This is a genomic window from Streptomyces alfalfae, assembly GCF_004127445.1.
Classification (GTDB): domain Bacteria; phylum Actinomycetota; class Actinomycetes; order Streptomycetales; family Streptomycetaceae; genus Streptomyces; species Streptomyces alfalfae.
The window spans coordinates 83,565-101,777 of sequence record NZ_QEXM01000041.1 but is presented as its reverse complement, the minus strand read 5'-3'; the positions used below and the strand labels follow the sequence as shown (position 1 = coordinate 101,777).

General features: G+C 73.9%; 15 protein-coding genes. 11 read left to right on the top strand and 4 right to left on the bottom strand.

The window, feature by feature from the left end; all coding sequences use genetic code 11:
- The first annotated feature begins 31 nt into the window (after window positions 1-31).
- Window positions 32-2,209 carry a primosomal protein N' gene (locus tag DCW30_RS19910; protein ID WP_076687140.1) on the top strand — a complete coding sequence of 726 codons (2,178 nt, stop codon included), beginning with the start codon at window positions 32-34 and terminating at the stop codon, window positions 2,207-2,209.
- Window positions 2,210-2,677: 468 nt separating this feature from the next.
- On the opposite strand, the gene DCW30_RS19905 is transcribed toward DCW30_RS19910, so the two are convergent.
- Window positions 2,678-3,247, bottom strand: a complete 570-nt coding sequence (locus tag DCW30_RS19905) for a hypothetical protein (RefSeq protein ID WP_076689536.1) — start codon at window positions 3,245-3,247, stop codon at window positions 2,678-2,680.
- A gap of 263 nt (window positions 3,248-3,510) precedes the next feature.
- On the opposite strand from DCW30_RS19905, the gene fmt reads away from it, so the two are divergent.
- The 8 genes from fmt (at window position 3,511) to DCW30_RS19865 (ending at window position 12,569) form a co-directional block, all read left to right on the top strand.
- Window positions 3,511-4,455, top strand: coding sequence for a methionyl-tRNA formyltransferase (gene fmt, locus DCW30_RS19900; protein ID WP_076687141.1), 945 nt, complete (start codon window positions 3,511-3,513; stop codon window positions 4,453-4,455).
- Between the two features lie 56 nt (window positions 4,456-4,511).
- Window positions 4,512-5,984, top strand: a complete 1,473-nt coding sequence (locus DCW30_RS19895; protein ID WP_062779589.1) for an RsmB/NOP family class I SAM-dependent RNA methyltransferase — start codon at window positions 4,512-4,514, stop codon at window positions 5,982-5,984.
- Between the two features lie 533 nt (window positions 5,985-6,517).
- The gene (rpe, locus tag DCW30_RS19890; protein WP_076687142.1) at window positions 6,518-7,204 is read left to right on the top strand and encodes a ribulose-phosphate 3-epimerase; all 687 of its coding nucleotides are present in this window, start codon (window positions 6,518-6,520) and stop codon (window positions 7,202-7,204) included.
- 79 nt (window positions 7,205-7,283) lie between these two features.
- Window positions 7,284-8,336 carry a sugar-binding transcriptional regulator gene (locus DCW30_RS19885; protein ID WP_062779595.1) on the top strand — a complete coding sequence of 351 codons (1,053 nt, stop codon included), beginning with the start codon at window positions 7,284-7,286 and terminating at the stop codon, window positions 8,334-8,336.
- Between the two features lie 56 nt (window positions 8,337-8,392).
- Window positions 8,393-8,731, top strand: coding sequence for a barstar family protein (locus DCW30_RS19880; RefSeq protein ID WP_076687143.1), 339 nt, complete (start codon window positions 8,393-8,395; stop codon window positions 8,729-8,731).
- Between the two features lie 174 nt (window positions 8,732-8,905).
- Window positions 8,906-10,348, top strand: coding sequence for a GuaB1 family IMP dehydrogenase-related protein (locus DCW30_RS19875; RefSeq protein WP_062779599.1), 1,443 nt, complete (start codon window positions 8,906-8,908; stop codon window positions 10,346-10,348).
- Between the two features lie 300 nt (window positions 10,349-10,648).
- On the top strand, window positions 10,649-12,103 hold the full coding sequence (locus DCW30_RS19870) for an amino acid permease (protein ID WP_129299904.1): 1,455 nt from the start codon (window positions 10,649-10,651) through the stop codon (window positions 12,101-12,103).
- Window positions 12,104-12,113: 10 nt separating this feature from the next.
- Window positions 12,114-12,569 carry an Lrp/AsnC family transcriptional regulator gene (locus DCW30_RS19865; protein WP_062779603.1) on the top strand — a complete coding sequence of 152 codons (456 nt, stop codon included), beginning with the start codon at window positions 12,114-12,116 and terminating at the stop codon, window positions 12,567-12,569.
- 4 nt (window positions 12,570-12,573) lie between these two features.
- Here DCW30_RS19865 and DCW30_RS19860 read toward each other — a convergent pair whose 3' ends face one another.
- Complete coding sequence (locus tag DCW30_RS19860; RefSeq protein ID WP_079250192.1) at window positions 12,574-13,218, bottom strand: Repetin; 645 nt, start codon at window positions 13,216-13,218, stop codon at window positions 12,574-12,576.
- Window positions 13,219-13,554: 336 nt separating this feature from the next.
- Here DCW30_RS19860 and DCW30_RS19855 point away from each other — a divergent pair, with 336 nt between their 5' ends.
- Window positions 13,555-14,352, top strand: coding sequence for a carbon-nitrogen hydrolase family protein (locus DCW30_RS19855; protein WP_076687145.1), 798 nt, complete (start codon window positions 13,555-13,557; stop codon window positions 14,350-14,352).
- Window positions 14,353-14,413: 61 nt separating this feature from the next.
- A complete protein-coding gene (locus tag DCW30_RS19850; protein WP_076687146.1) occupies window positions 14,414-16,108 on the top strand; it encodes a flavin monoamine oxidase family protein in 1,695 nt (564 codons plus the stop codon).
- A 16-nt stretch (window positions 16,109-16,124) separates the two neighbouring features.
- Here DCW30_RS19850 and DCW30_RS19845 read toward each other — a convergent pair whose 3' ends face one another.
- A complete protein-coding gene (locus tag DCW30_RS19845; RefSeq protein WP_076687147.1) occupies window positions 16,125-16,829 on the bottom strand; it encodes a DUF5995 family protein in 705 nt (234 codons plus the stop codon).
- Between the two features lie 16 nt (window positions 16,830-16,845).
- Window positions 16,846-18,093 (bottom strand): Cmx/CmrA family chloramphenicol efflux MFS transporter, encoded by a 1,248-nt coding sequence (locus DCW30_RS19840; protein WP_076687148.1) that lies wholly within the window; start codon window positions 18,091-18,093, stop codon window positions 16,846-16,848.
- Window positions 18,094-18,213: the final 120 nt, after the last annotated feature.

Genomic DNA, 18,213 nt, shown 5'->3' with positions numbered 1-18,213 from the left:
GGTGTCAGTCCCTTCTGGTAGGAATGCTGCTGTGAGCAGGGAGAACGGGGCCGGTGTGGGTGAAGGCGGGGGCGGGGCGCCCGAGCCCGAGCAGCTCGCGCTGATCCGGGAGAGCGTGCGCAAGGCCAAGGTGCCGCGGGCCAAGCCCCGCACCTGGCGGGGGGCCGCGCTCGCCAAGGAGCTGCCCGTGGCCAGGGTCCTCGTCGACAAGGGCGTGCTGCACCTCGACCGGTACTTCGACTACGCGGTGCCGGAGGAGCTGGACGAGGCGGCGCAGCCCGGGGTGCGGGTCAGGGTCCGCTTCGGGGCCGGCTCGCGGAACGTGCGGGAGGGCCGGCGCGAGGGCGGCGGTCTGATCGACGGGTTCATCGTCGAGCGCCGCGCCGAGACCGAGTACACGGGGCCGCTGGCCGCGCTCGCCCAGGTCGTGTCGCCCGAGCCCGTGCTCGGCGCGGAGCTGCTCGACCTCGCCCGGGCCGTCGCCGACCGCTATGCCGGGAGCCTCGCCGACGTGCTGCAGCTCGCCGTTCCGCCCCGGCACGCGCGGGCCGAGTCACGGGCCGCCGTGCCGCCCCCGGCGCCGCCCGCCCCGCCCGGCGCCGGGAGCTGGCGGCGGTATGCCCACGGGGAGGAGTTCCTCTCCGCGCTCGCCTCCGGGGCCTCCCCGCGTGCGGTGTGGACCGCGCTGCCGGGGCCCCAGTGGGCGGAGGAGATCGCCCGCGCCGTGCGGGCCACGCTGGCCTCCGGGCGCGGCGCGCTCGTCGTCGTGCCGACCGGGCGGCCCGCCGCGCGCGTGGACGCCGCGCTGACCGAGCTGCTCGGCGAGGGGCAGCACGCGCTGCTCACCGCCGACGCCGGGCAGGAGCGGCGCTACCGCGAATGGCTCTCCGTGCGGCGCGGGGAGGTGCGGGCCGTCGTCGGGACGCGGGCCGCGATGTTCGCGCCCGTGCGGGACCTCGGGCTCGTCGTCGTCTGGGACGACGGGGACGCCAACCACAGCGACGACCGGGCTCCCTTCCCCCATGTGCGGGAGGTGCTCGAGCTGCGGGCCACGCGGGACAGGTGCGGCTTCCTCCTCGGCGGCTGGAGCTGCACGGTCGAGGCCGCCCAGCTCGTCGAGAGCGGCTGGGCCGCGCCGCTCGTCGCCGACCGGGAGCAGGTGCGCGGGGCCGCGCCGCTGGTGCGGACCGTGGGCGACGGCGATCTGGCGCGGGACGAGGCGGCACGGGCCGCGCGGCTGCCGACGCTGGCCTGGCGTGCCGTCAGGGAGGGGCTGCGGCACGGGCCCGTCCTGGTGCAGGTGCCGCGGCGCGGCTATGTGCCGCGCCTCGCCTGTGAGCGCTGCCGGGAGCCCGCCCGCTGCCGCGGGTGCGCGGGGCCGCTGGAGGCGCAGGACAGCGGGGCCGCGCTGCGGTGCGGCTGGTGCGGGGTGGAGGAAGGCGCCTGGCACTGCGGGGAGTGCGGCGGGTTCCGGCTGCGGGCGCAGGTCGTCGGGGCGCGGCGGACCGCGGAGGAGCTGGGGCGGGCGTTTCCCGCCGTGCCGGTGCGGACCTCGGGGCGCGAGCAGGTGCTCGACACCGTGCCGGGCACGCCGGCCCTGGTGGTGAGCACGCCCGGGGCGGAGCCCGTCGCCGATGGCGGCTATGCGGCGGCCCTGCTGCTCGACGGCTGGGCCATGCTGGGGCGGCCGGATCTGCGGGCCGGTGAGGACGCGCTGCGGCGGTGGATCGGCGCGGCGGCGCTCGTGCGCTCGCAGAACGCGGGCGGCACGGTCGTCGTCGTGGCGGAGGCGACGCTGCGGCCCGTGCAGGCCCTCGTGCGGTGGGACCCCGTGGGCCACGCGGTGCGGGAGCTGGGGGAGCGGGCCGAGCTGGGGTTCCCGCCGGTCTCCCGGATGGCCGCGGTCTCCGGCAGGCCCGAGGCCCTCGCCGAGTTCCTCGCGGCGGCGGAGCTGCCGCCGGACGCGGTGGTGCTCGGCCCCGTTCCGGTGCGCGAGGCGGCGCCGGGTCCCTCGCGGCGGCCCGGCGCGGCGCCGCCCGGCGAGCAGTGGGAGAGGGTGCTGATCCGGGTCCCGCCGGGCAGCGGCGCGGCACTGGCCGCCGCCCTGAAGGTCGCACAGGCGGCCCGCATGGCCCGCGGAGCGAAGGGCACACGCGAGGGCCCGGCCGAAGCGGTGCGCATCCGGGTGGACCCGCTGGACATCGGCTGAGGGAACGGGACGGAGCGAAGGGCCGCGGGGCTCCTACAGGCCGCCTACAGGCCCGCCGGAGCCGTGCCGAAGGGCCGTGGGCGGAGCCCTGCCAAAGGGCCTCGCTCGAACGACCCGTCCTGGGTCTGCCAGAGCCGCGTCGAGGGGTCTTGGGTGGAGTCCTTGCCCCAAGAGCCCGCCCAAGGCCCGCCAGAGCCGCGTCGAGGGGCCTCGGTCGGAGCCCTGTGCCCCAAGACCCCGCCCAAGGCCTGCCAGAGCCGCGTCGAGCTTAGCGGTAGGGCCTTGACTGAAGGGCTCGCCCAAGGCCCGCCGAAAAGCCCCGGCCGGAGGTCTGCCAGAGGACCGCCAAAGCCGTGCCGAAGAGCCCCGGCCCAAGCCCTGCCCAAGGGCCCCGCCCACGGCCCGTGGAAACACCCCCGCCCCCAAGCCGTGGGGCGAGGGGGCGGGATATGGGTTGGTGCTCTGGGGTCAGCCGTTGCGGGGGCCGGGGAAGGCGGGGGGCCTGGGGTCCTCGCGGAGGGTGGGGCTGCCGGCCGTCGGCTGGGTCGGCATCGTGCGCGCCGCGGGGACGGACGGCAGGGGAGCGCCGACCGGCACCGGGCGGGTGACCGCGGCCGTGGTCGACGCCGCCGCGGCGGCCGGAGCCGGCGCCTCCGTCGCCCGCTCCGCCTCGGCGGCGGCCTGCGCGGTGGCCCGCCGCGCGCCGTACCGGCGGTGGACCGCCTGCTTGGTGACCCCGAGGGCGGAGCCCACCGCGTCCCACGAGAAGCCGAGCGAGCGGTCGAAGTCCACCGCCGCCGTGACCAGCGTCTCGACGCTGTCCCGCAGTTCCTGGGCCAGGCGCACGGTCGGGGCGGGGGCCCGGCCGTAGACGACGAAGCCCGCGGAGGGGCTCGAACGGCGCGGGCGGTAGACGTTTCCGAGCTGGGCGGTGAGCGTGCGCAGTGCGTCCACCTGCCGGCGGACCCGCTCGATGTCCCGTACCAGAAGGTGCAGGCTGGCCCGAGCCTGGGCGTCGTGGGTTGCGTGGTCGGCCATGAACAAGCCTCTCGAACCGGCGTTGAAAAGGATCGGGCCACCTGTGCGGCCCTTTGTGGTCAACTCTTTCTTGACCAACGCGCTAGCTCCTGCGGGGTCACGGTGCAGGGGCGTATGCGCATATGCACAGGGCGCACGGCGCTCCGTACGCCCCGGGGGCGTCGACGGAACCCGCCCGGAAGCGCCCCCGGACGGCGCCTGCGGGCGGCCCATAGACTGGTGCGCTGCCGTCGCCCCCTCCAGAGATCCGAGGTACCCCCACCGTGAAGCTCGTCTTCGCAGGCACTCCCGAGGTCGCCGTCCCCGCGCTGGACGCTTTGATCGCCTCCGAGCGGCACGAGGTGGCCGCCGTCGTGACCCGCCCCGACGCCCCCGCGGGCCGTGGCCGCAGGCTGGTCGCGAGCCCGGTCGCGCAGCGGGCCGAGGAGGCGGGCATCGAGGTGCTGAAGCCGGCGAAGCCGCGGGACGAGGACTTCCTGGCACGGCTGCGGGAGATCGCGCCCGACTGCTGCCCCGTCGTCGCCTACGGCGCGCTGCTGCCCCAGGTCGCGCTCGACGTGCCGGCGCACGGCTGGGTGAACCTGCACTTCTCGCTGCTGCCCGCCTGGCGCGGCGCCGCCCCGGTGCAGCACGCGGTGATGGCGGGCGACGAGATCACCGGGGCCTCCACCTTCCTGATCGAGCAGGGCCTCGACTCCGGCCCCGTCTACGGCACGGTGACCGAGGAGGTGCGCCCGACCGACACCAGCGGTGACCTGCTGACGCGGCTGGCCCTCGCGGGCTCCGGGCTGCTCGTCGCCACCATGGACGGCATCGAGGACGGCAGCCTGAAGGCGGTGCCGCAGCCCGCCGACGGCGTCACCCTCGCCCCGAAGCTCACCGTCGAGGACGCCGAGATCGACTGGGCCACGCCCGCCCTGCGGATCGACCGCGTGGTGCGCGGCTGCACCCCCGCGCCGGGCGCCTGGACCGTCTTCCGCGGTGAGCGGCTGAAGATCGTCCAGGCCGCGCTCGTCGCCGACCGCGCCGACCTCGCGCCGGGCGAGCTGTCCCCGGCCAAGAACAACGTGTGCGTGGGCTCGGGCTCGCACGCCGTCGAACTGCTCTGGGTGCAGCCCCAGGGCAAGAAGCCGATGCGCGGCGCCGACTGGGCCCGCGGCGTGCGCATCGCCCCCGGCGAGCGCGTGGGCGCGGGCGACGTAGGCTAGATGGGTTCGACCCACGGCACCGGACGGGTCCGGCCCACACCAGCAGCGGAGCACCTTTGAACGACCAGCCGAACCGGCGTCCCCGCAAGACGACAGGCAAGCCCGCGGGCAGGCCGGGGAAGTCGGGCAAGCCCTACCGCCGTCCCCAGAAGGACCCCGTCCGCTTCCTCGCCTTCGAGGCGCTGCGGGCCGTGGACGAGCGCGACGCCTACGCGAACCTCGTCCTGCCGCCGCTGCTGCGCAAGGCCAGGGAGAAGGAGGGGCCCGAGAAGTTCGACGCGCGGGACGCCGCCCTCGCCACCGAGCTGGTCTACGGGACGCTGCGCCGCCAGGGGACGTACGACGCGATCGTGGCGGCCTGCGTCGACCGGCCGCTGCGCGAGGTCGACCCGCCGGTCCTCGACGTGCTCAACCTCGGTGTGCACCAGCTCCTCGGCACGCGCATCCCGACGCACGCCGCCGTCTCCGCCTCGGTGGAGCTGGCACGCGTGGTGCTCGGCGACGGCCGCGCCAAGTTCGTCAACGCCGTGCTGCGCAAGGTCGCGCAGGACGACCTCGACGGCTGGGTGGCGAAGGTCGCGCCGCCCTACGACGAGGATCCCGAGGACCACCTCGCCGTCGTGCACTCGCACCCGCGCTGGGTCGTCTCGGCCCTGTGGGACTCGCTCGGCGGCGGCCGCGCCGGTATCGAGGACCTGCTCGAAGCCGACAACGAACGCCCCGAGGTCACGCTCGTCGCCCGGCCCGGACGCTCCACCGCCGACGAGCTGCTCGACTCGGTGGGCGAGGAGTCGGCGCTGCCCGGCCGCTGGTCCCCGTACGCGGTGCGGCTCAGCGAGGGCGGGGAGCCCGGTCTCGTCGAGGCGGTGCGCGAGGGCCGCGCGGGCGTGCAGGACGAGGGCAGCCAGCTCGTCGCGCTCGCCCTGGCCAACGCCCCGCTGGAGGGCCCCGACACGAAGTGGCTCGACGGCTGCGCCGGTCCCGGCGGCAAGGCGGCCCTGCTCGCCGGGCTCGCCGCCCAGCGCGGTGCGACCCTGCTCGCCTCCGAGAAGCAGCCGCACCGGGCCGGGCTCGTCGCCCAGGCGCTCACGGGCAACCCCGGGCCCTACCAGGTCATCGCCGCCGACGGCACCCGCCCGCCGTGGCGGCCCGGCACCTTCGACCGCGTCCTGATGGACGTGCCGTGCACCGGCCTCGGCGCGCTGCGCCGCCGCCCCGAGGCCCGCTGGCGCCGCCGCCCGCAGGACCTGGACGGCTTCGCCCCGCTCCAGCGCTCCCTGCTGCGCACGGCCCTGGAGTCGGTGCGGATCGGCGGGGTCGTCGGCTACGCCACCTGCTCGCCGCACCTGGCGGAGACCCGCGCGGTCGTCGACGACGTCGTCAAGCACGCGGCGGGCGCCGAACTCCTCGACGCGCGGCCCCTCATGGGGAACGTCCCCGGCCTCGGCGACGGCCCCGACGTCCAGCTGTGGCCGCATCTGCACGGCACGGACGCGATGTACCTGGCGCTGATCCGGCGCACCGCCTGACCCCGCCGCGCCCTGCTCCGGCGGACCGCCCGGACCCTGCGAGACCGGCCCCGGCGGCCCGGCCGCGCCCCGGTCCGGGCCGGTCCGGCGCACGTCCTCGCGTATCCGGCCGCGGCCGGCCGCGGTAAGGCTGCCCTCGCGGGCGTCCACGACGATCGCGGGGACCACCTCGGGCCTGAACTCACCGGAGGAGCCGCGGACTTGGGTGGACTCGGCGGAACCGGGCAGCCAGCAGTCCGCGTCGTTCTCCTGGGCGTCTCGGTCAGCTGCTGGGCGAGCGGCGCGGCGACGACGATGGCGAGCGGCCAGAAGAGCACCACAGCCACGTGGTGCGCCGTCCGCACACCAGCCGGGTGACTCCACGCCGCTCCTGCCGCCCCCGTGCGTCCGCCATGGCTTGGCCCTCCGCCGGGCCGTGACCGCGGCGCCGACGGGCCGCTCAGCGTGGCACGAGGCGCGGCCCCGGGGGAGGCGCTGCGCCCGGGGCGCGGACCGCGGTCCGCGAGCGGCGTCGGGCATGGCAGGCTTGGGGCATGGCCCCGCAGATCAACCCCAGCATCCTGTCCGCGGACTTCGCGCGCCTTGCCGAGGAGGCACAGGCCGTGGAAGGCGCCGACTGGCTCCATGTCGACGTGATGGACAACCACTTCGTCCCGAACCTCACCCTCGGGGTGCCGGTCGTGGAGTCGCTCGCCCGCGCGACGCACACGCCTTTGGACTGCCACCTGATGATCGAGGACCCCGATCGCTGGGCGCCGCAGTACGTCGAAGCGGGCGCCGGATCGGTCACCTTCCACGCGGAGGCCGCCGCCGCGCCCGTGCGCCTGGCCCGCGAGATCCGCGCCAAGGGGGCCCGCGCCTCCATGGCGCTGAAGCCCGCGACGCCCGTCGAGCCGTACGAGGACCTGCTCGCCGAGCTCGACATGCTGCTGATCATGACCGTCGAGCCGGGCTTCGGCGGCCAGGCCTTCCTCGACATCATGCTGCCCAAGATCCGCCGCACCCGTGAGCTGATCAGCAAGCACGGCCTCGAACTCTGGCTCCAGGTCGACGGCGGCGTCTCGGCCTCGACCATCGAGCGCTGCGCCGAGGCGGGCGCGGACGTCTTCGTCGCGGGCTCCGCGGTCTACGGCGCCGACGATCCCGCGGAGGCGGTACGTTCATTGCGTGCCCAAGCGGCGGCAAAGACCGCGTCAAGCGCCTGGGCATGCGGCCACTGAGCCACGGGAACGTGAACGCAGTCCCTTCAGGGCTGATCAACTGGGCCGGATCTGCAAGGATGAACGGCGTACGCACTTTGTGAACAGCAGTGAGGAGAGCGCCGTGTCGGCCATGTCGGCGGGTCGGTCAGCCATGCGGATGGGACCCGCGGAGCTGGTGCAGGCGGCGGCCATGGCCCGCCGCTTCTACCTCGAGGGCAAGTCCAAGATCCAGATCGCCGAGGAGTTCGGCGTCAGCCGCTTCAAGGTGGCCCGGGTCCTGGAGACCGCCCTGGAGCGGGATCTCGTACGCATCGAGATCAGGGTCCCGGCGGAACTGGACGCCGAGCGCTCCGACGCGCTGCGGGCGCGCTACGGCCTGCGGCACGCGGTCGTCGTGGAGTCGCCCGCGCCCGCCGACGAGATCGACGAGTCCCCGGACCCGGAGAACCTCGGCGAGGTCGCGGCGGACCTGCTCGGCGAACTCGTCCACGAGGGCGACGTGCTCGGCCTTGCCTGGGGGCGCTCGACCATCCACATGGCCGCCGCGCTCGACCAGTTGCCGCCCTGTACGGTCGTGCAGCTCACCGGCGTCTACGACGCGGGCACCGCCGAGCGCGGCTCCGTCGAGGCGGTCCGCCGCGCGGCCCAGGTCTCCGGCGGCGAGGCCCACCCCATCTACGCGCCGATGCTGCTGCCCGACCCGGCCACCGCCGCGGCGCTGCGCAACCAGACCGGCATCGCGCGGGCCTTCGAGTACTTCGACAAGGTCACGGTCGCCGCGGTCTCCATCGGCTCCTGGGAGCCGGGGATCTCCACCGTCCACGACATGCTCAGCGACGAGGAGCGCGCGCACTACGCCTCGCTGGGCGTCGCCGCCGAGATGTCGGCGCACCTCTTCGACGCCGAGGGGCGCCGGGTCGGCCGGGACCTCGGGGAGCGGTGCATCACCGTCGAGGCCGACCGGCTCCGGCGGATTCCCGAGGTCGTCGCCATCGCCGGGGGCCGGCGCAAGGCCGCCGCCATCGACGCGGTGCTGCGGTCGGGGCTCGTCACCAGCCTGGTCACGGACACGGCTGCCGCGGATCAGCTGCTCGTGGCGGGGCCCGCGCCCCGGCACGCCCTCGACCGGGCCGACCCGGACGGGCTCTGAGACCGCCCGCCGGACTCTCCGCGCCCCCTCGGGGCCCGTGTGGCAGCATCTGGCCCATGGTGACCGGTGACGACCCCGTGGTGCTCTCCCTCGTCGGGGTGCGGGACAAGGCCGCGTTCATGGAGCGGTGTGCGCGGGCCTTCCGGCTGCCCGACTGGTTCGGGCGGAACTGGGACGCCCTGGCCGACTGCCTGACCGACCCCTCGTGGACGCCGGGCGTGCGGGGGCGGCTCGTCGTCTCCGGCTGGCAGGAGTTCGCCGAGGCCGCGCCGGGGGAGTGGGAGATGGCGCGGCAGGTCTTCGCCGACGCCGTGGCGCACTGGCGTGGCGTGCCGGGCGCCCGTCCGGAGCTCGTCCTCGCCCCCGACGCGGACACCCCGCGTGACGGGAGCTGAACGCACCGTTCCGGCCGCCCGGCCCCCTTGGACGATCCGACCAGGGGCTCCGCCGCCCGCCTGGGTGATCGTCCCAGGACACGCGGGCCCCACGTCATGGGACACTGAAGTACGTGCTTTTCCCTCGGGCTAACTGTCCGGGGGCCACCTCTGATCGACTGGGATGAGCAGCACGTGCGCTTCCTCAATGACATCCAGCCTGCGTACGACCTGACGTACGACGACGTCTTCATGGTCCCGAGGCGCTCCGCCGTCGGTTCCCGCCAGGGCGTGGACCTCTCGTCGCCCGACGGCACCGGCACCACGATCCCGCTGGTCGTCGCCAACATGACCGCGATCGCCGGCCGCCGCATGGCCGAGACCGTCGCCCGCCGCGGCGGACTGGTCGTCATTCCGCAGGACATCCCGATCGACGTCGTCACCGAGGTCGTCTCCTGGGTCAAGACGCGCCACCACGTCCTGGACACCCCGATCGTCCTCGCCCCCGGCCAGACCGTCGCGGACGCGCTCGCGCTGCTGCCCAAGCGCGCGCACGACGCCGGTGTCGTGGTCGACGAGGACTCCAAGCCCGTGGGCGTCGTCACGGACGCCGACCTGAACGGCGTGGACCGCTTCACCCAGCTCTCCGAGGTCATGTCCCGGGACCTGCTGCTCCTCGACGCCGACATAGACCCGCGCGACGCGTTCAACAAGCTGGACCAGGCCAACCGCCGGTACGCCCCGGCCGTGGACAAGGACGGCCGCCTCGCGGGCATCCTGACCCGCACGGGCGCCCTGCGCGCGACCCTGTACACCCCGGCCGTGGACGCCAACGGCGGGCTGCGCGTCGCCGCCGCCGTCGGCATCAACGGCGACGTCGCGGGCAAGGCCAAGCAGCTCCTCGACGCGGGCGTCGACACCCTCGTGGTGGACACCGCCCACGGCCACCAGGAGTCGATGATCTCCGCGGTCAAGGCCGTGCGGGCGCTCGACCCGCAGGTGCCGATCGTCGCGGGCAACATCGTCGCCGCCGAGGGCGTGCGCGACCTCATCGAGGCCGGCGCCGACATCATCAAGGTGGGCGTCGGTCCCGGGGCCATGTGCACCACGCGCATGATGACCGGCGTGGGCCGCCCGCAGTTCTCCGCCGTCCTCGAATGCGCCGCGGAGGCCAAGAAGTTCGGCAAGCACGTCTGGGCCGACGGCGGTGTCCGCCACCCGCGCGACGTCGCCATGGCGCTGGCCGCCGGCGCGTCGAACGTCATGGTCGGCTCCTGGTTCGCCGGGACGTACGAGTCCCCGGGCGACCTCCAGCACGACGCCCAGGGCCGCGCGTACAAGGAGTCGTTCGGCATGGCCTCCGCCCGCGCGGTGAAGAACCGCACGAGCGAGGAGTCGGCGTACGACCGGGCCCGCAAGGCGCTGTTCGAGGAGGGCATCTCCACCTCCCGCATGTTCCTCGACCCGGCCCGTCCCGGCGTCGAGGACCTGATCGACTCGATCATCGCGGGCGTCCGCTCCTCCTGCACCTACGCGGGCGCGGCGTCCCTGGAGGAGTTCGCCGAGCGTGCCACGGTCGGCGTCCAGAGCGCCGCGGGCTACGCCGAGGGCAAGCCGCTGCACGCCAGCTGGAGCTAGTCGCCACCCGTAGCCGCTCACCTGCGGTTCCCCCGCGCCCCCCTGGGGCGCGGGGATCTTTTTTGTCCGGTGCGCGCAACGGACGAAACGGACCGCGCAACGAAGAGGCGCATATGCCGGAAGTGCGCAATGATCAACTGGCGTTGCGCAAGGTTGCTGCATTACGGTCGGGAAGGCGCTGACCTTAGAGTCAGGCGCTGAACGTGAGTGGCGGGGACTGCCTGCTCGGCGGTTCCCCACCTCTGGTGCGGGTCCCACGGGTCCTCGCCGCCTGACCGGCAGCGATGAAGGAGCCAGCGCGTGCTCGACCAAGGCGCACCACCGCAGAACCCACCGAGCCCGCGGGCGCCCACCGGGCTCGGTGGCCGCCTGATGCGCCGCAAGCCGGTGGAGAGCCTGGTCGCTGAGGGCGGCTCACTGAGGCGTTCCCTCGGCATGTGGCAGCTCACCATGATCAGCATCGGCGCCACCCTCGGCACCGGCATCTTCGTCGTCCTCGGCGAGAGCGTCCCCAAGGCCGGGCCCGCCGTGACCCTGTCCTTCGTGATCGCCGGGCTCACCGCCCTGTTCTCGGCCCTCTCGTACGCCGAACTGGCCGGCTCCATACCGGTCGCGGGCTCCTCCTACTCGTATGCGTACGCAACGATGGGCGAACTCATCGCCTGGATCTGCGGCTGGTGCCTGGTCCTGGAGTACGGCGTGTCCGTCGCCGCCGTGGCCGTCGGCTGGGGCGAGTACCTCAACGAACTGCTCGACGGCACCATCGGCGTGACGATCCCGGACGTGCTCTCCGCCGCGCCCGGCGAGGCCGACGGCGCCATTGTCAACCTGCCGGGCCTGCTCGTGGTGCTCCTCGCCATGGTCTTCCTGCTCGGCGGCGCCAAGGAGTCCGCGCGCGCCAACACGATCATGGTCATCGTGAAGATCGCCGCCCTCGTGCTCTTCTGCTCCATCGGCTTCATGGGCTTCAAGTCCGGCAACTACGCCGACTTCATGCCGCTCGGCATGGCCGGCGTCAGCGCCGCGGGAGCGAGCCTCTTCTTCTCCTACATCGGCTTCGACGCCGCCTCCACCGCCGGCGAGGAGGCCAAGAACCCGCAGCGCGACCTGCCGCGCGCGATCATGCTCTCGCTGATCATCGTCACCGCGCTCTACGTCCTGGTCGCCGCCGTCGCCGTCGGCGCCTGGAACTGGAAGGACTTCGAGGGCTCCGAGGCCACGCTCGCCGCGATCATGAACGACGTCAGCGGCCAGACCTTCTTCGGCACGCTGCTGGCCGCCGGCGCCGTCATCTCCATCGCCTCCGTCGTCCTCACCGTCCTGTACGGCCAGACCCGCGTGCTCTTCGCCATGTCCCGCGACGGCCTGGTCCCCAAGGCGTTCGGCAAGGTCAGCAAGAAGACCGGCACGCCCCGCGTGAACACCGTCATCGTCTCGCTGTTCTGCGGCGCCCTCGCCTCGGTCATCCCGCTCGGCAAGCTCGTCGACGCCACCAGCATCGGCACGCTCTTCGCCTTCGGCCTGGTCAACATCGCCGTCATCGTGCTGCGCAGGACGCGCCCCGACATGCCCCGCACCTTCCGGGTCCCGCTCGGCTGGCTCTTCCCGGTCCTCGGCTTCGCCTTCTGCGCGTACAACATGTTCAGCCTCGACTCCGTGACCTGGATCGTCTTCGGTGTCTGGATGGCCGTCGGCCTCGTGTTCTACTTCGGGTACGGCATGCGCCGCTCCCGACTGGCCACAGCAGAGAAGTGATCCACCCGCCGTGCGACTGAACGAACTCGACGAACGCATCGTGCACGCCCTCGCCGAGGACGCCCGCCGCTCCTACGCCGACATCGGCCAGCTGGTCGGTCTCTCCGCGCCCGCCGTGAAGCGGCGCGTGGACAGGCTGCGGGCGACGGGCGCCATCACCGGGTTCACCGTACGGGTGGACCCGGCGGCCCTCGGCTGGGAGACCGAGGGGTTCATCGAGATGTACTGCCGCAGGAACACCTCGCCGGAGGCCATCAAGCGCGGCCTCGAGCGGTATCCCGAGGTCGCGTCCGCGTCCACCGTGACCGGGGACGCGGACGCCATCGTGCAGGTCTTCGCCGCCGACATGCGGCACTTCGAGCGGGTCCTCGAACGGATCGCGGGCGAGCCGTTCGTGGAGCGGACGAAGTCCGTGCTGGTGCTCTCGCCGCTGATGCGGAGATATTCGTCCGGGTCGCCCGCCTGACCCGTCAGGCCGTCGGGTACGGGACCTTCCACGGCAGGACGTGGAAGTCGCCGGTGCCCTTCTCGACCTTCTCGAACGGGGCGGCGCTGTTGCACTTCGACAGCTTCTTGGTGCCGTCCGGGCCGCCCGTCGCGGCCCAGCTGTAGCCGACGCGGTCGTGCTTGCCCTGGTCGTGGACGCTGAAGCCGACGCGGCCGCCCTTGAGCGACCGCATCCGGGCGTCGGGGCTCGTCTCGGTGATGATGCCCGTCGCCGTGGCCACCTTGCCGCCCGTGACCAGGCAGTCGATCCGGCCCTTCGCCCAGCCGCCCTCGCCGCCCGGCTTGTCCAGGTGCACGAACTCGAACGTGCCGGTCGCCTTGTCGGGGCGCTTGTCGTCCGCGGCGGCCAGATGCGCGTCGAAGGTGAACCTCACGTCCTCGGTGGTCTTCCTGAACATCTTCGCCGTGCCCGTGAGGGCGGCGGCCTCCCGCTTCCCCGCGCTCGCGGGGGCCGCCGGACGCGCGCCGTCCGCACCGTCCCCACCGGCCGCGACCGCGACGCCCGCGGCCCCCGCGGTCAGCAGCAGCGCCGCGGCCACGGCGAGGGCCCGGCCGGGGCGGCGGACGCGCGTGCCGGCACGGGTGCGGTCGGTGGTCATGCGGTTCATGGGAGTCCTCCGTCTGCGAGGCGTTCACCCGGCGTCTCCGGGTGGGATCACGCTCTCGCGGAACGGGCCTTCGCCGCGTCGGGCCACGGGCGGCACTCCGCTTCCGCCGCGCGGCGGGGGCCGGCCCGTACGCTGTGCGACCCGAGGCGGACGGCCCCGATACCCGGGGCGCACGCCCCCGCCCGGCCGCCGCGCAACGAATCGCCGCCCCCGGGCCGCCACGCGCAACGGATCGTGCGGCTGCCCGCAACACTCGCGCCTTGTCCGGGTACGGCCGCCGACCGTACCGTCTAACGGACCCCACAAGCCCCTTTTCGCACGTCACGAGGATCCGCCATGCCTGCGCTCCGCACCGCCCTGCTCCAGAGCTCCGGGCAGCCCGGGTCCGTCGACGCGAACCTCGCGGAGCTGGACGGGGCCGCGGGGCGCGCCGCCGCCGCGGGCGCCGGGCTCCTCATGGCGCCGGAGCTGTTCCTCACCGGGTACGCGATCGGCGACGACGTGGCCCGCCTCGCCGAGCCCGCCGACGGCGCGTCGGCCACGGCCATCGCCTCGATCGCGGCACGGCACGGGGTCGGTGTCGCCTACGGCTACCCCGAGCGCGACGGCGACACCGTCTACAACTCCGTCCAGCTCATCGGTCCCGACGGCACGCGGCTGGCGAACTACCGCAAGACCCACCTCTTCGGTGACTTCGAGCGCGGCGCCTTCACCCCGGGCGACGAGTCCGTCGTCCAGGCCGACCTCGGCGGCGTCCGCGTGGGCCTCATGATCTGCTATGACGTCGAGTTCCCCGAGAACGTCCGGGCGCACGCCCTGGCCGGCACCGACCTCCTGGTCGTCCCGACGGCGCAGATGCACCCCTTCCAGTTCGTCGCCGAGTCCGTCGTCCCGGTGCGGGCCTTCGAGAACCAGATGTACGTCGCCTACGTGAACCGGGTCGGCCAGGAGGGCGCGTTCGAGTTCGTCGGGCTCTCCACGCTGGCGGGCCCCGACGGCGTGCCGCGCGCCCGCGCGGGACGCGGCGCCGAGCTGGTCGTCGGCGACGTCGACCCCGGCTTCCTGAGCGCCTCCCGCGCGGCCAACCCGTATCTGAGCGACCGGCGCCCCGGGCTGTACGCCTCGCTCGCCTGACCGCGCCCGCGCCCTCCCCCCTCACTTCGTTCTTCAGTCCGCGCAAGGAGTCCGTACCCCCATGACGTCCACGGTGCCCACCGCCATCCAGCACACCGACGCCCAGCCGCCGATCACCATGTTCGGCCCGGACTTCCCGTACGCGTACGACGACTTCCTCGCGCACCCGGCGGGTCTCGGCCAGATACCCGCGACCGAGCACGGCGCCGAGGTCGCCGTCATCGGCGGCGGGCTCTCCGGCATCGTCGCCGCCTACGAGCTGATGAAGATGGGCCTCAAGCCCGTCGTCTACGAGGCCGACCAGATCGGCGGCCGGCTGCGCACCGTCGGCTTCGAGGGCTGCGACCCGTCGCTGACCGCCGAGATGGGCGCCATGCGGTTCCCGCCGTCGTCCACCGCGCTCCAGCACTACATCGACCTGGTGGGCCTCACCACCCAGCCGTTCCCCAACCCGCTCGCCGAGTCGACGCCCTCCACCGTCGTCGACCTCAAGGGCGAGTCGCACTACGCGGAGACCGTCGCCGACCTGCCGCAGGTCTACCGCGACGTGGCGAAGGCGTGGAACGACTGCCTGGAGGAGGGCGCCGACTTCTCCGACATGAACCGCGCGCTGCGCGAGCGCGACGTGCCGAAGATCCGCGAGATCTGGTCGAAGCTGGTCGAGAAGCTCGACAACCAGACCTTCTACGGCTTCCTCTGCGAATCCGAGGCCTTCAAGTCCTTCCGGCACCGCGAGATCTTCGGCCAGGTCGGCTTCGGCACCGGCGGCTGGGACACCGACTTCCCCAACTCCATCCTGGAGATCCTGCGCGTCGTCTACACCGAGGCCGACGACCACCACCGCGGCATCGTCGGCGGCAGCCAGCAGCTGCCGCTGCGCCTGTGGGAGCGCGAGCCGCAGAAGATCGTGCACTGGCCGGCGGGCACCTCCCTCAGCTCGCTGCACGCGGCGGGCGAGCCGAAGCCGGCCGTGACCCGGCTGCACCGCACCGCGGGCAACCGCGTCACCGTCACGGACGCCTCGGGCGACATCCGCACCTACCGGGCGGCGATCTTCACCGCCCAGTCCTGGCTGCTGCTCTCCAAGATCGAGTGCGACGACTCGCTGTTCCCCATCGACCACTGGACGGCGATGGAGCGGACCCACTACATGGAGTCCTCCAAGCTGTTCGTCCCGGTCGACCGGCCGTTCTGGCTGGACAAGGACGAGCAGACGGGGCGTGACGTCATGTCGATGACGCTCACCGACCGCATGACGCGCGGCACCTACCTGCTCGACGACGGCCCGGACAGGCCCGCCGTCATCTGCCTCTCCTACACCTGGTGCGACGACAGCCTGAAGTGGCTGCCGCTCTCGGCGAACGAGCGCATGGAGGTCATGCTCAAGTCGCTCGGCGAGATCTACCCGAAGGTCGACATCAGGAAGCACATCATCGGCAACCCGGTGACCGTGTCCTGGGAGAACGAGCCCTACTTCATGGGCGCCTTCAAGGCGAACCTGCCGGGCCACTACCGCTACCAGCGGCGCCTGTTCACCCACTTCATGCAGGACAGGCTCCCCGAGGACAAGCGCGGCATCTTCCTCGCGGGGGACGACATCTCCTGGACGGCGGGCTGGGCCGAGGGCGCCGTCCAGACCGCGCTGAACGCGGTCTGGGGCGTGATGCACCAGCTCGGCGGCGCCACGGACCCGACCAACCCGGGCCCGGGCGACGTGTACGACGAGATCGCGCCGGTGGAACTGCCGGAGGACTGAACCGCGGAGGCCCGGCTCAGTCCGGCAGCGGGGTGAGCAGGACGCGGCCGACGAGGCCCACCGCCCCGTCGAGCCGCTCCCCGAACTCCGCCGCCACGCCGGGCAGATGGCGCAGCGCCCACAGGGCGCGCGCCGTCGCCCACGCACCGTCCCTGGCCCGCTCCAGGCTCCAGGAACCGGCCAGGTGCGTCAGCGGATCGCCGATCTGGAGCAGGTCGGGCCCCGGCATCAGCTCCTCGCGGATGCGCTCCTCCAGGGATACGAGGATGTCGCCCACGGCGTCGAACTCGTCCTCCAGCTCGGCCGGTTCGCAGCCGAGCGCGTGGCAGGAGTCCACCAGGGCGAGCGCCAGGTCGTGGCCGATGTGCGCGTTGATGCCGGCGAGCGCGAACTGCAGCGGGTGCACGCCGGGATGGCGGCGGTACTGCAGGAGCGGGCGCCAGCAGGCGGGAGCGCGGCGGCCCTCGGGCCCGGGTTCGACGGCCCTCAGATAGCGCTCGGCGAACCGGACGTCCAGCGTGGCGGCGCTGCGCCCGTCGGGGAAGGCGCCGGCGCCGAGCTGTCGGGCGACCTCCTCGGTGACCGACAGATAGACCCGGTTGAAGACGGCCACCCCGTCCCGCGGCGGCCATCCGTCGCCCAGCGCACGCATCCGTGCCACCACGCCGTCAACCCCGTGCGCCGGGGCCCTGCACTCCGCGAACCGCTCCAAAGGCGCCATGGCGGCAGGGTCCCAGCTACGGGCGGGGCGGGGCGCCCCCGCACCGGCCGCTTCCCCGAAACGAGGGAACGGACGGCGCGGGGGCCGTGGCCCTCCGCCGCCGGGCGAGCGCCGTGCCGCCGACGGCCAGGGCGACGCCGACGAGGAGGGCGCTGACCCAGACCGGGGCGCGGTGGCCGAGCCCCGCGGAGAGCACGAGGCCGCCGCACCAGGGGCCGAGCGCGCCGCCCACGTTGAACGCCGCCGTGGCGAAGCCGCCCGCGAGGGTGGGGGCCTCGCTCGCCGCGTAGAGGACCTGCGAGATCAGTGTGGCGCCGACGCCGAACGACAGGGCGCCGAGCACCAGGACGAGCACCACCGTCGCCGCCGGGTGCGCGGCCGTCACGGCGAACAGCGCCCAGCCGCCGAGCAGCGCGCACGAGCCGCCCACCAGGAGCGGCAGCGGCCGTACGTCGGCGACGCGTCCGGCGAGGCTCACCCCGGCGAACGAGCCGATGCCGAAGAGCGCGAGGACCACGGGGACCCAGTCGGAGCCGAGCCCGGTGACCCGGGTGACCAGCGGTTCCAGGTAGGTGAACGTGCAGAAGGTGGCGCCGTTCACCAGCGCGCCGAGCAGCAGCGTCAGCCGGAGCCGCGGCGAGCGCAGCGCCCGCAGCTCACCGAGGACGCTCGGCCGGGCGTCGTCCGGTCCCGCGGCGTCCGGCCCCACGCTGTCCGGCGGCCCCGCGGGCACCGCCCAGGCGATGGCGGCCAGCGCCGGGAGGGAGAGCAGGGCCACGGCCCAGAACGCCGACCGCCAGCCCCAGACCTCGCCGAGCAGGGCGCCGGCGGGCACGCCCGCGACGCACGCGACGGTCACGCCGCCGAGCAGCGCGGAGGTCGCGCGCCCCTTGGCGTGGGGCCCGGCCAGGTCCGCGGCGGTGATGAGGGCGACCGCGAGGAACCCGGCGTTGGCGAGCGCGCCGACCACGCGGGTCGCGAGCAGCACGGCGAAGCTCGTCGTGAGCGCGCCGGTCACATGGACGGCGAGGAAGGTGACGAGGAAGGCCAGCAGGGCGCCCCGGCGCGAGAAGCGCCGGCTCAGGATGGCCATCAGCGGTGCCCCGACCACCATGCCCACGGCGAACGCCGAGGTCAGATGGCCTACGGCCGGAATGGAGACGCCCAGGTCCCCGGCGATGCCGGAGACCAGTCCTGACAACATGAATTCGGAGGTGCCTTGCGCGAAGACGGCAAGGCCGAGCAGATGGATGGCAAAGGGCACAGCGGGACTCCGCAACCACGAGGTGCAGCAAGGGATCAGGGCACGGGGCGGTGATCCGGTGGTGGCGGTGCCAGGGGTCGCGGACGGCCGCTCGCCGGGGCGGCGGGAGCGTCAGCGCGA